Origin of the sequence: Curtobacterium sp. 314Chir4.1 (genome assembly GCF_900215175.1) — a bacterium.
Lineage (GTDB): Bacteria > Actinomycetota > Actinomycetes > Actinomycetales > Microbacteriaceae > Curtobacterium > Curtobacterium pusillum_A.
The window spans coordinates 1020387-1036727 of record NZ_OCMI01000001.1 but is presented as its reverse complement, the minus strand read 5'-3'; the positions used below and the strand labels follow the sequence as shown (position 1 = coordinate 1036727).

Genomic DNA, 16341 nt, shown 5'->3' with positions numbered 1-16341 from the left:
CCGGGGTGGCCTCGACGATCATGCCCGAGCCCGCTGACATCACGGGTCAACCGCGCGGCGTAGGAAGGAACGCATGACCGATTACGCGAATCCGTCCGTGTCCGTCACCGGTGGGTCGATGCCGCTCCTGGGCTTCGGCACCTGGCAGATCCCCGAGGCCGATGCTCCCGCTGCCGTGGGCGAGGCGCTCCAGGCCGGGTACCGGCACATCGACACCGCCACCGGCTACCGCAACCAGCGCGGGGTCGGGAAGGCGATCGCCGACTCGGGGCTGGCCCGTGACGACGTCTTCGTCACGACGAAGCTGCCGCCGGACAACGCCGACCGGGTGCGCGAGACGATCGAGGAGAGCCTCGACCAGCTCGGCCTCGACCACCTCGACCTCTGGCTCGTGCACTGGCCGCCGAACGGCGAGGCGCGCCCCGACGTGTGGGAGCAGGTCGTGCAGGCACAGGCCGACGGGCTCACCCGGGCCGTCGGCGTGAGCAACTACTCCCTCGCGCAGATCGACGAGCTCGTGTCGGCCACCGGTGCGACCCCGGCCGTGAACCAGATCAAGTGGAGCCCGGTGGAGTTCGACGCTGCGGTGGCCGACGGGCTCGCCGAGCGCGGTGTCGTCCTCGAGGGCTACAGCCCCTTCAAGGCGAGCAACCTGCAGGACCCGACGCTGCTCGAGATCGCGGAGGCGCACGACGCCGACAGCGCGCAGGTCATCGTCGCGTGGCACGTCGCGCACGGGTTCGTCGTGATCCCGAAGTCGTCGAACCCGGAGCGCATCCGGTCGAACGCCGCCGGGGCCCGCATCGAGCTGACCCCGGACGAGGTCGCACGGATCGACGGCCTCGGGCACTGACCATCCGGCCGACGGCGTCACTCCAGCAGGGAGCGGATGTCGTCGGCCGTCAGGTCGTCGGCGAACAGGGCGTCGTCGTCGATCATCGTGGCGAACAGCTCGGCCTTCTTCGACGCGAGTGCGAGGACCTTCTCCTCGATGGTGTCCTCCGCGATGAACCGCTGCACGTTCACCGACCGGGTCTGCCCGATGCGGTGGGTGCGGTCGACCGCCTGGTTCTCGGCCGCGGGGTTCCACCACGGGTCGAGCACGAAGACGGTGTCGGCCTCGGTCAGGGTGAGTCCGAAACCGCCGGCCTTGAGCGAGATGAGGAACGCCGGGGCGGTGCCGTTCCGGAAGCGGTCGATGACCTCGGGCCGACGTCGCGTGGAGCCGTCGAGGTACTCGTAGCCGACGCCCCGGTCGTCGAGGGCCGTGGCCACCATGCGGAGGAACGACGTGAACTGGCTGAACACCAGGGCACGGCGGCCCTCGGCGGCGAGCTGTTCGAGTTCGTCGAGCAGCAGGTCGAGCTTGGCGGACGACAGGTCCTCCCGCGAACCGTCGACCAGTGCCGGTGACAGCGCCAGCATCCGCAGCAGGGTCAGCGAGCGGAACACGATCATCCGGTTCCGCGCGAGGTCGTCGATGAGGTCGAGGACCTTCAGGCGCTCCCGGTTCAGCGTCGTCTCGTACAGGGCCCGGTGCGCCGGGTCGAGCGTCACCCGGACGACCTGCTCCTGCTTCGGTGGGAGATCAGCGGCGACGCTCTCCTTCGTCCGCCGCAGCATGAGCGGCCGGATGCGCCGTCGGAGTCGTTCGGTCAGTTCCTGGCGGGCGGTGCCGCGGAGGTCGGGGGAGGCGAGGGGCTTCACGTAGTCGTCCCCGAAGCGCGACCACGACGACAGCAGCCCGGGCGCGACGACGTGGAACAGCGCCCAGAGGTCGGTCAGTCCGTTCTCGAGCGGTGTCCCCGTGATCGCGAACTTCACCGGCGCGCGGAGCTCCACGGCGGCCCGGTGCGTCTGGGACTGCGGGTTCTTCACGAACTGTGCCTCGTCGAGCACGAGGGCCGACCACGGCAGGTCGGTGTACGCCGTGGCGTCGAGTCGCAGCAGCGCGTACGAGGTCACGACGACGTCCGACGCGGCAGCCGCACGGGCCACTCGGGCCGGGTCCTTCAACGAGGTCGCGGTCACCGTGGTCACGCGAAGGCCCGGGGTGAACTTCGCGGCCTCGGACGCCCAGTTGCCGACGACCGAGGTCGGTGCGACGACGAGGAACGGCGGCGCCTCCGGCGACGACTGCCGTGCGGCGGCGATCGTCGTGAGCACCTGCAGGGTCTTGCCGAGGCCCATGTCGTCGGCGAGCACCCCGCCGATCCCGTGCGCCAGCAGGAACGAGAGCCACGCGTACCCGGCGTGCTGGTAGGGCCGGAGCTCGGCGTGCACCGTGTCGGGCACGGGGACGTCCGCCGGGGGAGTCGCGCCGAGCAGCCCCGACGCGATCGCCTGCCACCGCTCGTCGTGCGAGGTCTCGTCGGCGAGCTGGTCGAACTCCGACCAGATGCCGGCCTGCAGCGGCGTGACCGTCATCGGCTGGTCGGGTTCCCACTCGTCGAGGTCCCTCGCTTCCTCGATGAGCTCCTTCAGCCGGTCGAACGCGGGGTCGGCGAGCGACAGGTACGAGTTGTCGATCAGCTTCATGCGCCGGTCGCGCTTGGCGAGTGCCCGGAGCAGCGGCGTGAACGGCACCTGCTTGCCGTTGACCGTCACGAAGATGCCGAGGTCGAACCAGTCGTGCTTGTCGGACGGCATCGTCGTGACGCGGATGTGCGGGCGCCCGGTCAGGCGCTCGTAGTCGACGCGTTCGCCCTGCACGACCGTGCGGACGCCGAGCGACGGCAGTTCCGGCAGGAGTTCGTTGGCGAAGACCGCCACGTCGGCGCCGTCGATGGTGCCGTCCGCGAACCAGTCCAGTCCACCCCCGGGGCCGGAGCCGGGAGGCACGGCTCGGCTCGCGTCGTCGTCCGCCGCCCGCAGGGTGGTCAGGTCTGGCAGGGGACCGTGCAGCGCGACCGGGTCCTTGCGGCCGTCGACGTGCCAGCGCCACTGCAGGTGCACGCGGTCGTCCGTCCGCGGGGCACGGGCCGGCTCGAACGTGGCCGTCAGCACGAGCTCGGGCGGCGTGCGTTCGGGGAGCTCGATCGAGCCGTCGGAGCTGACGAGGCCGAGCGCGCCGCGGAGCTTCGGGGACCAGTCGGCCAGGAACTCGTCGACCTCGTCCCGGGGCACGGTGATGCGGCTGCCGTCGACGAGCATGCGCCGCTGGTCCTCGGGCACCGGGCCGGGTGTCGGGGCGAACACGACGTGGAACTCGGGGCTCTCGCGGAAGGCGTAGACGCCGTGGTCGCCGATCATCCGCGCGGTGCCCTCGGCGATCGGCCTGCCGTCGACGACCGCGCTCGCGCCGATCACCAGGTCGTCGTCGTGGCGAGCGGCGTCGAGCACGACCCGTGCCTCGGCCCCGAGCACCGCACCGCCCTCGCGCTTGCCCGTGACGAACGCGATCCCGAGCCCCGGCGCCTGTGCGAGCAACGGCCAGAGCAGCGGGCTGCCGAAGTCGTCGAGGTGGACCCAGTCGGCCTCGCCCGGGAGCCCCGCGAGCTGCCCGGCACGGTGGAGTGCCGCGAACTGCAGGAACCAGCCGTGCTGCTCGGGGGAGAGCCCGAGCCGGTTCATCGAGTACGGCAACGTGCCCCACGTCAGCTGCCCGCGCACCCAGTTGCCGGCGTCGCTCCGGGTCACCGGGCGGACCCCGAGCCGCACCGACCGTGAGGCCGTGGGCAGTGCCCGACCCGCCGCCCGCGCGCGCGACGCGAGCCGGGCGGAGACCGCGTCACGCAACTCGAACTGCAGGCCCATGGGGGTGCCCTGCGGGGTGACCGCCTGCTCGTCGTCACCGGCGAGGCGGGCGAGGTCGTGCCTCCAGTCCGAAGGCGGCGGAGCCGGTGCTTCCGGGCGTGGGCCGGCGGCCGCGGACAGGGCGCGCGCGTTGATCGTGAGGAGGGCGGCGGCGACGTGCTTGCACTCGCCGCCGAGGGGGCAGCTGCAGGTGCTGCGGACCGGGCGGACGAACTCGCCGCGCGCCGGGGTGGTCTCGACGCGGAGTTCGTAGGGGTCGTCGGCGGACCCCGTGACCGTCGCGGTGACCGTGCCGTCGTCGTCGTGCCAGACGGCGTCGTCGACGAGCCCCGCGCGGACGAGGTCGCGGGCGCGGCCGAAGGTCTGCGGCCCGACGAAACGGATGACGTCGACGGCGTCGATCATCGGGGCGGCTGGCACGGGTCAACTCTGCCAGGTACCCCCGACGCCCGCTGCTACGGTGGATCCGCGCAGAACCGGCGCAGGGACACAGGGGGAACACCATGGGGATGGATCGACGATCCGGCGCGCTCGTCGCGGGCGCGTTGCTGCTCACCACCGCGCTCGCAGGGTGCGCGGCCGGCGGCTCCGGAGACGCCGCACCGACACCGACCCGGACGGCCGCGGCGACGCCGGGCAAGGCGTCCTGCCACCTGTCGTCGGGCGGCGGCAGTGTCTCCCTGGAGGAGACCGCCGACGCGTACCGGGTCGAGTGGAAGGGCGTCCCGACCGACGACGGCGGTCGGCGGAACACGTACCAGGTCCAGCTCGGCAACGAGGGCCAGACGAAGCACATCGGCCTGTACATCCAGTTCGACAGCATCACGGGCACGACGTACGGACTCTTCAACACGGAGACGAACGACGTCGATCCCGTCCCGGGCGAGCCGGACACGTCGAACGGCACCATCGTCGGGGCCTTCCCGAAGCAGGAGGACATCGACGCCGTGTACTGGGCGCCGAGCTACGGGAAGACGACCACGGACAGCTCCGAGACGACCTGGTGCACGAAGGACGGCCAGGTCCTGGACTGGACGCCGCTCGACTGACGCCGACCGAGCCATACTGGTTCGGTGACGACCATGCGAGGCGAACTGCGATCGACCGAGACCCGCGAGTCCGAGGGCAGCGGGGACAACATCGAGGCGGCTCGGCAGGCTGCGATCGCTGCGCTCGACCTGGACGGGTTCGAACTGCAGCAGATCAACGCGGTGACGAGCAAGGCGACGGGGGAGACCACCGTACGTGCCGTTGCCCGTGCGCGGGACACGAGGCCGCACGAGGCGACCGGCAGCAGCTACGAGGACGCACTCCGGGCGTTCCGCGAGTCGGTGCCCGAGGGCTGGCAGGCGCAGAACGTGCGCGAGGTACGCGAGGGGTAGCGCCGGCGCGCTCGTCAGTCGCGCTCACGCGCCGGGTGCTGGTGCCAACGGTGCCGGAGCGACGCGTGGGCCACGGCGAAGCCCACGACGCCGGCGACCACGAACACGAGGACCGGCTGGCGGACCGAGCACCACGCGAGCAGCGTCGACACCAGACCGGCCACCACGACCGTGACGACGGCGTACGCGATCAGCGTGCGGAGGACCATCCGACCATTCTGGCGGGCAGCCCGTTCTGGGGGCGTCGGCGACGCGTCCGACCGTGCAGGATCGAGGGCATGCTGCAGTCACTCGTCTACATGAGTTCGGCCGCCGAGCCGTTCGACGACGACGCCCTCGAAGGGGTGCTCGAACACGCCCGCTCGCGGAACACCGCCGACGGGCTCACCGGGCTCCTCGTCCACCGCAACGGGCGGTTCATGCAGCTGCTCGAGGGCCCGTACGACGCAGTGCTGTCCACGTACCAGCGCATCCTCGCGGACGACCGGCACGACGACGTCCGACTGCTCGCCGAGGAGAGCATCCACACGCGACGCTTCCCCGAGTGGTCGATGGCGTACGACCGGGACACCGACGGGGCCGCAGTGCCCGAGGGGTTCAGCGACTTCCTCGAGACCGGGGACCGCAGTGCGGACTCGAGCCGGTCGCGGGAACTCCTCCGGTGGTTCCGGAACCACCCGATGGCGGACCCGATGGCGGCGAAGGGGAAGCACCGCCGCGACGCGTAGTCGGCGCCGCGGCGATGAGCTGCCAACGGGTTCGCCGGTCGCCAGCTTGCTGCGCTTCCGCCAGGAGTCGTCGAAGAGCGTTCTCGATTGCTGTTGTCGGCCGCTCACGAGAACGGCGGGCCGCAATCGAGCGGCCCGCCGTCCTGATTCCACGCTGACGATCGCGTGGCAGTCGTGCACGTCGTCAGAGGTCCTCCTCAGGAGGAGGCTGTGACCTGCCCCTGGAGAGCAATCGCCTTCCACACGTCGAATGTGCGGTCGTTGCCCTTCGTCGCCGGCCCGTACAGCGCGAGTGCGGCTTGGAACTGTTCGCTGTTCAGCGAACGGAAGTAGCCCGGACCGATGATGGCGCTGCCACGTGTTTCACCCTGGATGATCTTCATGATGTGCCTTTCGTCGAAGTGATGCTGTCAGAACCGAACACTTTGTCCCTGCAGGGCGACGGCTTTCCAGACGTCGTACTGTCGGGTGGTGCCCTTGTGCGCGGGGCCGAGGAGCACTGTTGCTGCGGACACGAACTCGTCAGTACCGAGCGTCCGGTAGTAACCCGGACCGATCACCGCCGTGGTGCGGTCCGGCGCTGCGATCACGACCATGCCGTCGTCGTCGGCCTCGACCTCCGGGGCGGTCGGTTCGACCGGCGAGTAGGCCCGCGTGTAGTTGAAGTGCCAGTTCTCGTTCCCGTAGACCGCGAAGCCGTACGTCGCGCATGTCGACCGCAGCCAAGCGAGGTTCGCCGAGGTCATGTCGGCCTGCACGAAGTCGACCGCCGCTCCCCATCCGTGGTTCGAGGTGCCCGGTTTGGCAGCGTAGTCCGGGTTGTGGTTCCAGTACTCCCACCAGTAGTTCTGGCCCTCAAGGGTGCGGTACCCCTCGTTGACGCGGAGGTAGGCACCGAAGTGCGACCGGAACGCCTTGAGCCAGGACAGCAGATCCCTGGCAGCGTCGGGGCGCATGTAGACCTTCGCGAGCGAGCCCGGGAAGCTGTTCGCGACCACCCCCGGGTAGTCGACGATCGTCAGTGCCTCGAGGGGGATCTCACCGTTGGAGTAGCCACCCCAGCCAGTCGCCAGGACCGACATCTGCCCAGCTGCTGACGCCTCGGGATACGCGGCCGTGGAAGACGACGCGACGGCGGCTGTCCCACGCAGCAGCTCCGAACCGAGGGCGGCGGAAGCGACCGCGGCTCCCGCGAAGCCCAGTATCTGTCGCCGACTTGGTTGTGCTCTTGCCCCATTGTTTTCCGTCAACATTCCCCCTGTTCGTTGATCACGAGCTGTCGGCATCGATCAGCTGCCTGAACCTTTTCAGAGGGCAGAACGATTGCACCACCCCTCGTTCAGGGGACACCGCAGGGCGAAGGTGCAGATTCCGAGCAAAGCGACTCACGGCCGGGCACGAGCACCGTGATCGCGAAGATGGGCGCGGTGAATTGAGGAAGCCACGGGTGTCCGGCTCCACCGAAACTCGAACAGGTCCCAGTGTCGAATTCGCGCATCGGATTATCCATGTGCAGCCCGAGAGCGCGTCCGGGGCTCGCTCGAGTCCGGCTGCGCGATCAGCTGCCGATGGGCTTGCCGGTCGTCTCGCCGGTCGCCAACTTGCTGTGCTTGCGGGAGTAGCCGAAGTACACGCCGAGGCCGATCGCGAACCACACCGCGAACCGCACCCAGGTCTCCCACTGCAGGAACGTGACGAGCCACAGCGACGCGATGACGCCGATGATCGGGATGACGGGCATGAACGGCAGCTTGAACTGTCGGTCGAGGTCGGGCTGGCGGTAGCGGAGCACGATCACCGCGGAGCAGACGACGACGAACGCGAGCAGGATGCCGATGTTCGTCAGCTCGGCGACGACGCCGATCGGCAGGACGCCGGCCAGGATCGCCGAGGCGATGCCGAGGATCCACGTGACGCGGGTGGGGACGTGGCGCTTGGGGTCGGTCTTCGCGAACCACTTCGGCATGAGGCCGTCGCGGCTCATCGAGAACCAGACGCGGGAGGCACCGAGCATGAAGGTCACGAGGACGGTGACGATGCCGACGATGGCACCGATCGCGATGACGTTCGCCACGCCGCCGAGGCCCACCGACGCGAACGCCGACGAGAAGCCGGAGGCCGGGTCGATGTCGGTGTACTTCTGCATGCCCGTCAGCACGAGCGTCGCCAGGACGTACAGGATCATCGAGATGCCGAGGGACAGCAGGATCGCCTTCGGCATGTGCTTCCGGGCGTCGGTGGACTCCTCGGCCGCGGTCGACATGGCGTCGTAGCCGAACACCGCGAAGAACACCGTCGCAGCGCCGGTCATCACGCCGCCGAAGCCGAACGGGAAGTAGGGCGAGTAGTTCGCGCTGTTGATGTGGAACACGCCGAGCACGACGATGAGCACGACGAGGGCGACCTTGATGCCGACGGCGACGAACTCGAACCGCGCGGCACTGCGGATGCCGCGGGTGAGGACGAACGCGGTGAGCAGGCAGAGGATGATCGCGAAGACGTCGATCACGTGGCCGTCGCCGGTGCCGGGAGCGCCGAGCATCCAGGCGGGCAGGTCGATGCCGAACTGGCCGACCAGGAACCCGACGTAGCCGGAGATGCCGATCGCGACCACCGCCACGATCGCGGTGTACTCGAGCAGCAGGTCCCAGCCGATGAACCACCCGACGATCTCGCCGAGGACCGCGTAGCCGTACGTGTACGCGCTGCCGGCCTTCGGGATGAGGCCGGCGAACTCCGCGTACGACAGGGCAGCGGCGGCGCTCGCGACCCCGGCGACGAGGAAGCTGATGAGGACGGCGGGGCCGGCGACGCCGTGCGCGACCGTGCCGGCGAGCGTGAAGATGCCCGCACCGATGATGCCGCCGATGCCGATCGCGGTGAGCTGCCAGAGACCGAGGTGGCGTTTCAGGCCGCCCTCGCCACCGGTCTCGTCGTCGATGGTCTCGATCGGCTTCCGTCGGAACAGGGTGCGTGTCGTCGTCGTCACGCGCCCACTCTGCACCCTGCGGGCGTTCGGCGCGCGGTGGCGGGGGCGGGCGTGGCGGCGGGCGCACCACGGGGCGCGCCCCGCGCGTGGCGCGACCAGGTGGCGGGCCGGGGTGGCGGGGCGGACGGGTGTCGGGCCTCCAGGCGGGGTCGTGGGTACAGGGGCGGGGGGTAGACGGGGAGCATGCGTCGACCGAACCGAACCGAGCCGGGCCCCGGACAGGAGTCCGTGTGGGACTACCCGCGGCCTCCCGCTGTCGAGCCCGTCCGCGAGCGGGTGCAGGTGCGGCTCGGGGGTGTGGTGATCGCCGACACGACGGATGCGGTGCGGGTGCTGGAGACCTCGCACCCGCCGGTGTACTACCTGCCGATGGCCGGGCTGGAGCTCCGGCCGGCCCAGGGCTCGAGCATGTGCGAGTTCAAGGGGCGGGCGCGGTACTTCGACGTCGTCGGTGGGGACGGGGTGGTGGCTCCGCGGGCTGCCTGGAACTACCCGACGCCGATGCCCGGGTACGAGTCGCTGCGTGACCGGGTGGCGATCTACCCCTCGGCGATGGACTCGTGCGAGGTCGGCGGCGAGGTGGTGCAGGCGCAGGAGGGGGACTTCTACGGTGGGTGGATCACCTCGCGGGTGGTCGGGCCGTTCAAGGGCGGTGCGGGCACGCTCGGGTGGTGAGGGCGGCGGGGCGGCGCGCGTGGGCGCGCGGCGGTTGCGTGGCGGTTGCGCGGCGGCGAGTCTCGGGCTGGGCGACCGTTCTCGGGGCATCGGGCGCGAGAGACGTCGCTCGGGCCGAGACTCGGCACACGAACCCGGCCGCACGAACGCGGACGCGGCCGCACGAACGCGTCCGCGCCCGCGCCCGCGCCCGCGCCGCGGTCAGCGGTGCGCGTACGGCGACCAGAACGGCGGCGGGAACGCGCCCCCGGTGGCGATCACGAGCAGCTGCCACACGAGCATCACGAGCCCGAGCGCCCCGATCACGATCCCGATCCACGACCACACCCGGACCGCGATCCGCCGACGTCCAGCGATCGACAGCGCACGCCAGCCGCTCAGCACGCACACCACGCCGAACGCTGCACCGAGCAGGACGTGTCGACCCATCGACGCCGCGGGGACGATGATCCCCATGTAGAACGCGACCGGGCCGAGCAGCACCGCGAACGTCGCCGGAGCGGCGGGCGGCTCGTGATCTCGCGAGGCTGCTCCCATGCACGTGAATCTACCTCGAAGACGGGGAGGCGCAGCGGCGCGCATGTCCGTTCGGAGCGGCGGCGGACCGCGGACCTGCCGGACGGGCACGATGGTGGCATGCGTTCCTTCCTCCGTGTCCTGCTCGGCCTGGCCCTCGTCTTCGCGGGGACGAGCCACCTCACCTTCGCGCGGCAGGACTTCCGCGCGCAGGTCCCGGAGTTCGTGCCGCTCGACGAGGACACCACCGTCCTGGCCTCAGGCGTCGCCGAGATCGGCCTCGGCAGTGCGCTGGTCCTCGCACCCCGCCGGTCCCGCCGCTTCGTCGGCACCGTGTCCGCGCTCTTCTTCGTCGCGGTGTTCCCCGGGAACGTCTCCCAGTGGTTGAACCGACGCGACGCCTTCGGCCTCGACTCGGACGTCAAGCGCATCGGCCGGCTGTTCGGCCAGCCCCTGCTGATCGCCGCGTCGCTCTGGTCCACACGCGGGCGGCGAGGGTGATGGACGCCCCGACGAGGGCGGAACCGCCCGGTGCCGGTCCCGGCTCCGGTTCCGTCGGTGCGGGTCCCGATCCGCTCGGGTCCGGTCCGGCGGCGTTCGGACGGGAGGCACGACACCCCTTGGCAGGCGGCCGTCGCGTCGCGGACGTGGTCGCCACCACTGCGCTGCTCGTCCTCCTGGCCGCCGAGTCGGTGGTCGCCGGGGGCGGCATCGTGTTCCTGTCGCTCGCGTTCACCTCGTGCGGCGCTCCCGGCAACACCTGTGACGAGGCGCTCGGCGGGACGGTGGTGTACGTCGGCCCGGTGCTCGTCGCGCTCGTGCTGGTCGCCACCCTGATCGTCTGCGTCCTGCGGCTCGTGCGTCGGCGGCTGTCGTGGCCGTTCGCCCTGGTCGGCATCGCCGCGGTCGTGGCGGTGTTCTTCGGGGCGATCCTGCTGGTGGACAGCGCGATCACGCACGGCATCTGAGCGTCGTCCTCCACAGGGCGCTTCCTGGGCGGGGCACTCCACAGATCGCTCGTCGCGGGCCCGCCGGCGGGGCTGTCGGCGGGACGCTGGGGGCATGCCAGAAACCGACATGCTCGACCGCCTCATCCACACCGCCGTCCGCACCGACGACGACGTCATCGACTTCGTCACCGCCCTGGTGGAACGCCCGATCACGCGGCAGTGCTGGGTCCTGTTCCTCGACGAGCGGGCCGTGCCGATCTCGTTCGTCATGCCGATCTCCGACCTGCCGTGGCAGCCGGACGAGCACGTGGAGGACTTCGCCGCGCTCACCTCCGACGTGGTCGTGCAGATGGCCGCGACGGAGGTCGTGCTCGTGTGGGAGCGTCCGGGGGAGTCCCGGCTGTTCCCGATCGACTGGGAGTGGGTGGACGCCTGCGCGTGCGCGTTCGCGGAGCACGGCGTGCGGATCCGGGCGCAGGTCGCGGTGCACACGGGCGGGGTCGCGATCGTGTCCCTCGACGACGCCGACGACCTCGACGATCTCGGCGAGGTGGCGTGATCAGGCCTGCGGCGCGGTGTCGGGGACCTTCTGGCTCGTCAGCCCCTCGACGACCGCCTTGGCCTCGGGCCAGAACTTCGCGTAGTGGTCCGGGTCCGAGTTGATCTGCACGGCGTGTGCCATCTGCGTCGGCGTCATGGTCTTCCAGCCGGGCACCTTGACGAGCTTGGCGTAGAACATCGACGCCGCCGTGTACGGGTCCATCCGCTGCTCGTAGGTGCCCCACGCGCCGTTGTCCCGCTGCTGGAACAGGCCGCGGCTGTCCGGGCCGGCCGCGTCCCCGTGGTCGAGGTTCACCAGGCTCGACTCGCCGATCGCCGTCATCACGCCGACGGCCTGGGTGTGCGGCCCGATGCCGAGCGCCTGGGCGGCCTCGATCACGGAGGCGGCGTTGACCAGGCGGTCCTGGCAGAACCCGGCGACCGGGCCGGCGGGGACGACGATCCCGCCGATGGTCTTGGAGGCGACGTCCGGGCAGGTCGGAGCGGCATCCGCCGCGACGGACTTCGCCGCTCCGGCCAGGGAGTTCACCGCGATGACGACGACCACGACGACGCCGATGCCGATCGCGACGACGCCCGCGCCGAAGACCGACGCGAGCGTGATGCCGACGCGGCGCATGGCGGGTCCTCTCGGGCGGGGCGGGTCAGGCGGAGCACGACGAGGTTACGTGCGCCGGCTGGGAACCGCACCCGCCCGATCGGGGGTGTCGTCAGACGTCGCGGTGGTCGTGGTCGTGTTGGCGCTGCACCTTCGTGGGCTCGGTCACCAGGCCGGTCGGTGCCTTCTCGGCCTGCTTGCGGCCGTGCGTGAACCACGTCACGATCCAGAGCAGGATGCCGAGCGCGAGCAGCGCACCGGCGATCTGGTACTGCTGCGGGTCGCGACCGGAGGAGAACGGCAGCACCAGCCACAGGCAGGTGACCACGCCGATGATCGGGATGATCACACCGGCTCGGAAGTGCTTGTGGTCGACCTTGTCGCGCCGCAGGACCAGCACGGAGAGGTTCACCACGGCGAACACCGAGAGCAGCAGGAGCGAGGTGGTGCCACCCAGGACGACCACGATCGGGGAGTCGGGGTCGAGCGAGACCCAGCCGATCAGCAGGAGCGAGATCAGGGTCGTGAAGACGATCGCGGTGGACGGCGTGCGACGGGTCGGCGAGACCTTCGCCAGGAAGCCGGGCAGGACGCCCTGCTTGCTCATGCCGTACAGCAGGCGCGACGCCATCATCATGTTGATCAGTGCGGTGTTGGCGACGGCGAACATCGAGATGAAGGGCAGCAGGTCGGCGATCGGGAAGTCCGGCGCCGCGGTCTGCACCACGGTGACGAGCGGCGTCTCGTTGCCGGCGAGTTCACCGATCGGCACGACGGCCACGGCGCAGATCGACACGAGGACGTAGATGACCGCGGTGATCCCGAGGCCGGTCAGCATGACCTTGGGGAAGATCCTCGAGGGGTCCTTCGTCTCCTCGGCCATGTTCACCGAGTCCTCGAAACCGACCATCGCGAAGAACGCCAACGACGTCGCGGTCGACACCGACAGCAGGAGCGTCTTGTCCTCCGGGGTCTCGAACATGACCACCCGGGAGAAGTCGGCGTTGCCGCCGGCGATCGCCCAGAAGCCGATGAGGATCACCATCACGAGACCGCTCAGTTCGACGAGGGTCAGGACCACGTTGGTCTTCACGCTCTCGCTCACACCGCGGAAGTTGATCGCCATCACCGCGAGCATGAAGCCCATGGCGATGAGCATCACGACGCCGTTCGGCAGCTCGAGACCGAACCCGGCGCCGAGGTTCGCGGCGAAGGCCCTGGAGGCCGTCGACGCCGACGTGATGCCCGAGCACATCACGATGAACGTGACGATGAAGGTGACGAAGTGGATGCCGAACGCCTTGTGCACGTAGAGCGCGGCACCGGCCGTCTGGGGGTACTTCGTCACGAGTTCCAGGTACGAGAACGCGGTCAGCAGGGCCACGGCGAACGCGATGAGGAAGGGGAGCCACGCTGCTCCGCCGACCTCCGCCGCGACCTGCCCCGTGAGCGCGTACACGCCCGTGCCGAGGATGTCCCCGACGATGAACAAGAGGAGGAGTTTGGGACCGATGACCCGCTTGAGCTCTGGCTGCTCCGTGTGCGGGCGCGCTGTGTTGGTGGTGGCCATGGGTCAGCCTCTTCCGGGGGACACCATTCTGTCCGCCTTCACAGGAAGCTCCCCGCTGATCGCAACACGGTCGTGTCCTGCGTGACACGCGGTGGCCGGACGTCAGACGGGTCGACCGCTACGCTCCGAGCCATGTACGACGACTCGAACACCACCGAGGAAGCCGTCGAGTTCGCGGACTTCAACGCGAAGCTCCTCGTGCTCGACGTGCTCTGCTACGACCTCGACGTCCTCGAGCCGTACGACCCCGAGGAGCAGGACGAAGCCGACGAGGACCTCGACGTCGAAGGGCAGGACGACCGGGCGCGCGAGTACTACGACGACCTCGACCTGCTGCCGTCGCACTTGTCGCTCGTGACCGAGGTGACGGTGGACTCCGACCTCGAGGTCCTGCAGGACGTGCACCCCGGCTGGGACGGCTCCGACGACCGCTACGACCCGCAGAACTGGGACGACCTGCTGGACCTGCCGGCGCTCACGACCGTCTACGCCGCGGCACCGCTCCCGGCGCACGTCGTCGAACGGCTCACCGCGAAGGGCGTCGAGGTCCGCTCGGCCTGACCCTCGCGGCGCGCGAGGTCGCAAGAACTGCCGCCCGGAGTGCGTCGAAGCGGCGCCTCGTGCGACCTCGGTGGGTGCCAGGCGGCATGTCGTGCGACCTGGGCGAGGTCAGCTCCCGCGGCGGTTCAGCGCCAGCACCTGCTCGGTGAACTGCTTCGCCCCGCCCTGCGCCGGGTGCCGGACCGCGACGGCGTCGATCCCCGCGAGCGACAGCGCACCCTGCGCCTTCCGCCCGACGGCGACGACGCGGACCTCGCCCGTGCTCCCGGACGACCGCAGCGCCTCGAGCAGGGCGAGCGCGACCGGAGCGCCGTCCCGCACCTCGGCCGGCCGCGGCGTCCGGTTCGTCAGTCGGTCCGGGGCCACGAACGGGTGGTGCGGGAAGATCGCCCACGTCAGGGGGAGCGCACCGTGCCACTCGGCCAGCGCTGCCTGCACGACACGGGACGACGCCTCCCACGGGGCGGTCGGCTCCGGCGGGACGACGTACTCCGGGCCGAGCTCGCGCATGCTCGTGAACGGCACGCCGGTGTTCGTCATGCCCCGCCAACCAGGGGCCTCGGCGACGAGCACGGTGTCCGCCCCGGTCCCGACGCGGTCGAGGTAGCGCTCCAGGTTCGTCCGGCGGAGCCGGCCCTCCGCGGTCGACACGTCGTAGAGTGCCTCGGCGTCGTCCGCGACCGGAACGGCGTCGAGCGCTGCCCAGAACCCGTCGAACGTGGTCATCGCACCCTCGCACCGTGCGAGCTCGCACCCCTGGCGCGCCCAGTGTGCGAGGTGCCGAGCAGTGTGCGAGGCGCGAGGCGTCCCACGGTGCGCGAAACCTCGCACGCTGCGGCGCCCGCCACGCTCACGCGCGACCGAGCACGCGGCGGTACACGTCCTCGAGCCCCTCGGCCGACCGCTCCCAGCTCAACCGCTCGGCGTGCTCGCGCCCGGCAGCCGCGAGCCCGGAGGCGTACGACGCATCGGTCAGGATCCGCTCGATCTCCGCCGCCCACACCGCGGGATCACGGGACTCCAGCACGACCCCGGTCTCACCGTCGACCACGGCCTCGCGCAGCCCCCCGGCAGCCGCCGCCACGACGGGCACCCCGGAAGCAGAGCCCTCGAGCGCGACGAGGCCGTACGTCTCCGAATGCGACGGCACGAGCACGGCTGCCGCGCCGCGGAACAGGAACGCCAGGTCGGCACGCGACTGCGGACCGACGAACGTGACGCGGTCGGCGATGCCGTGCGCGGCCGCGAGCCGACGCAGTTCGTCCACGTAGTCGCCCGCCTCACTCGAGGCGTCACCCGCGATGACGAGGGTGGGGCGTGCCTCCAGGCTGATGCCCGCGATCGCCTCGATCGCCAGGTCCAAGCCCTTCAACGGCTGCACGCGTGCCGCGGCGACCACGTACGGGACGTCCGCGCGGCGGGCGCCGGCCGCGGCGGGGCGGAAGACGGAACCGTCGACGCCCGGCGGGACGATCCAGACCCGACCGGAGTCCCCGCCGAGTCGTGTGCGGACCGTCTCGGCCTCGGCCTCGGAGACGACGACGACCGCGTCGGACTCCCGGGCGAGCAGCTGTTCGCCGGCCATCCGACCACCGGACTCCGGCCGCTCGCCCTCGGACAGCGGGGTGTCGCTGCCGGCGGCGATCGAGTGGAAGGACTGCACGTGCGGGATGCCCCGCTCGCGGGCGACGGGCAGGGCGGCGGCGCCGGAGAACCAGTGGTGCGAGTGCAGCACGTCGAAGGGGCCGAGCTGTTCGAGTCCGTGCCGGAACGGCTCGATGAACGCGTCGTGCTCACCCTTCGGGACCGGTTCGGCCGGGCCGGCGGACAGGAACCGCAGGCACACGCCCGGCACGAGCGACACCGAGTCCGGCTGCGTCGGCGCGGAACGGCGCGTGACGATGTCGACGTGGTGGCCACGGTCGGCCAGGGCCTCGGCCTGGTGCCGGACGACGACGTTCATGCCGCCGACCTCGCCGGATCCGGGTTCGTCGCCGGGGGAGGTGTGCAGCGACACCAGCCCGATGCGCAGGGGTTCCGTCGTCGTGCTCACCG

The 16341-nt window shown here is 70.8% G+C and carries 18 protein-coding genes and 1 pseudogene; 9 read left to right on the top strand and 10 right to left on the bottom strand.

Going from position 1 to position 16341, the window contains the following annotated elements; genetic code table 11:
- Positions 1-73: 73 nt before the first annotated feature.
- On the top strand, positions 74-853 hold the full coding sequence (locus CRP27_RS04750) for an aldo/keto reductase (RefSeq protein ID WP_097179518.1): 780 nt from the start codon (positions 74-76) through the stop codon (positions 851-853).
- A gap of 17 nt (positions 854-870) precedes the next feature.
- Here the strand turns inward: CRP27_RS04750 and CRP27_RS04745 are convergent, their stop codons facing one another.
- Positions 871-4176 (bottom strand): DEAD/DEAH box helicase, encoded by a 3306-nt coding sequence (locus tag CRP27_RS04745; RefSeq protein WP_141399690.1) that lies wholly within the window; start codon positions 4174-4176, stop codon positions 871-873.
- Positions 4177-4265: 89 nt separating this feature from the next.
- On the opposite strand from CRP27_RS04745, the gene CRP27_RS04740 reads away from it, so the two are divergent.
- Complete coding sequence (locus tag CRP27_RS04740; protein WP_097179516.1) at positions 4266-4805, top strand: hypothetical protein; 540 nt, start codon at positions 4266-4268, stop codon at positions 4803-4805.
- A gap of 24 nt (positions 4806-4829) precedes the next feature.
- Positions 4830-5138 carry a hypothetical protein gene (locus CRP27_RS04735; RefSeq protein WP_097179515.1) on the top strand — a complete coding sequence of 103 codons (309 nt, stop codon included), beginning with the start codon at positions 4830-4832 and terminating at the stop codon, positions 5136-5138.
- 14 nt (positions 5139-5152) lie between these two features.
- Here the strand turns inward: CRP27_RS04735 and CRP27_RS04730 are convergent, their stop codons facing one another.
- Entirely contained in the window at positions 5153-5347 is a 195-nt protein-coding gene (locus tag CRP27_RS04730) for a hypothetical protein (protein ID WP_097179514.1), read from the bottom strand.
- Positions 5348-5416: 69 nt separating this feature from the next.
- Between CRP27_RS04730 and CRP27_RS04725 the strand changes: the two genes are divergently transcribed.
- Positions 5417-5866 carry a BLUF domain-containing protein gene (locus CRP27_RS04725; protein WP_255257432.1) on the top strand — a complete coding sequence of 150 codons (450 nt, stop codon included), beginning with the start codon at positions 5417-5419 and terminating at the stop codon, positions 5864-5866.
- 197 nt (positions 5867-6063) lie between these two features.
- Here CRP27_RS04725 and CRP27_RS04720 read toward each other — a convergent pair whose 3' ends face one another.
- The 3 genes from CRP27_RS04720 to CRP27_RS04710 all read right to left on the bottom strand — a co-directional run bounded on the left by CRP27_RS04720 (position 6064) and on the right by CRP27_RS04710 (position 8855).
- Entirely contained in the window at positions 6064-6249 is a 186-nt protein-coding gene (locus tag CRP27_RS04720; RefSeq protein ID WP_097179513.1) for a hypothetical protein, read from the bottom strand.
- Positions 6250-6276: 27 nt separating this feature from the next.
- The gene (locus CRP27_RS04715) at positions 6277-6948 is read right to left on the bottom strand and encodes a M15 family metallopeptidase (protein WP_176505462.1); all 672 of its coding nucleotides are present in this window, start codon (positions 6946-6948) and stop codon (positions 6277-6279) included.
- 476 nt (positions 6949-7424) lie between these two features.
- A complete protein-coding gene (locus CRP27_RS04710) occupies positions 7425-8855 on the bottom strand; it encodes an amino acid permease (protein ID WP_097179511.1) in 1431 nt (476 codons plus the stop codon).
- A 183-nt stretch (positions 8856-9038) separates the two neighbouring features.
- Here CRP27_RS04710 and CRP27_RS04705 point away from each other — a divergent pair, with 183 nt between their 5' ends.
- Positions 9039-9530, top strand: a complete 492-nt coding sequence (locus tag CRP27_RS04705) for a DUF427 domain-containing protein (RefSeq protein ID WP_097179510.1) — start codon at positions 9039-9041, stop codon at positions 9528-9530.
- A gap of 201 nt (positions 9531-9731) precedes the next feature.
- Here CRP27_RS04705 and CRP27_RS04700 read toward each other — a convergent pair whose 3' ends face one another.
- Positions 9732-10067 (bottom strand): hypothetical protein, encoded by a 336-nt coding sequence (locus CRP27_RS04700; RefSeq protein WP_079238764.1) that lies wholly within the window; start codon positions 10065-10067, stop codon positions 9732-9734.
- A gap of 99 nt (positions 10068-10166) precedes the next feature.
- Here CRP27_RS04700 and CRP27_RS04695 point away from each other — a divergent pair, with 99 nt between their 5' ends.
- From CRP27_RS04695 to CRP27_RS04685, 3 genes and pseudogenes are all read left to right on the top strand, one after another.
- A complete protein-coding gene (locus tag CRP27_RS04695; RefSeq protein ID WP_097179508.1) occupies positions 10167-10547 on the top strand; it encodes a hypothetical protein in 381 nt (126 codons plus the stop codon).
- A pseudogene (locus CRP27_RS18430) lies at positions 10511-11014 on the top strand (DUF6264 family protein); the annotation flags it as partial. The gene CRP27_RS04695 and the pseudogene CRP27_RS18430, both read left to right, overlap by 37 nt.
- A 94-nt stretch (positions 11015-11108) precedes the next feature.
- Positions 11109-11555 (top strand): hypothetical protein, encoded by a 447-nt coding sequence (locus tag CRP27_RS04685; protein ID WP_141399688.1) that lies wholly within the window; start codon positions 11109-11111, stop codon positions 11553-11555.
- Here the strand turns inward: CRP27_RS04685 and CRP27_RS04680 are convergent, their stop codons facing one another.
- Positions 11556-12176, bottom strand: coding sequence for a hypothetical protein (locus CRP27_RS04680; protein WP_097179505.1), 621 nt, complete (start codon positions 12174-12176; stop codon positions 11556-11558).
- A gap of 91 nt (positions 12177-12267) precedes the next feature.
- On the bottom strand, positions 12268-13725 hold the full coding sequence (locus CRP27_RS04675) for an APC family permease (RefSeq protein ID WP_097179504.1): 1458 nt from the start codon (positions 13723-13725) through the stop codon (positions 12268-12270).
- A 132-nt stretch (positions 13726-13857) separates the two neighbouring features.
- Here CRP27_RS04675 and CRP27_RS04670 point away from each other — a divergent pair, with 132 nt between their 5' ends.
- Positions 13858-14286: a hypothetical protein gene (locus CRP27_RS04670; protein WP_079238770.1), complete on the top strand. Its 429-nt coding sequence runs from the start codon at positions 13858-13860 to the stop codon at positions 14284-14286.
- 108 nt (positions 14287-14394) lie between these two features.
- Here the strand turns inward: CRP27_RS04670 and CRP27_RS04665 are convergent, their stop codons facing one another.
- Together CRP27_RS04665 and CRP27_RS04660 are read right to left on the bottom strand one after the other, a co-directional pair.
- Positions 14395-15012, bottom strand: coding sequence for a uracil-DNA glycosylase (locus CRP27_RS04665; protein ID WP_097179503.1), 618 nt, complete (start codon positions 15010-15012; stop codon positions 14395-14397).
- 124 nt (positions 15013-15136) lie between these two features.
- A complete protein-coding gene (locus tag CRP27_RS04660) occupies positions 15137-16339 on the bottom strand; it encodes a glycosyltransferase (RefSeq protein WP_097179502.1) in 1203 nt (400 codons plus the stop codon).
- Between the last annotated feature and the right edge of the window lie 2 nt (positions 16340-16341).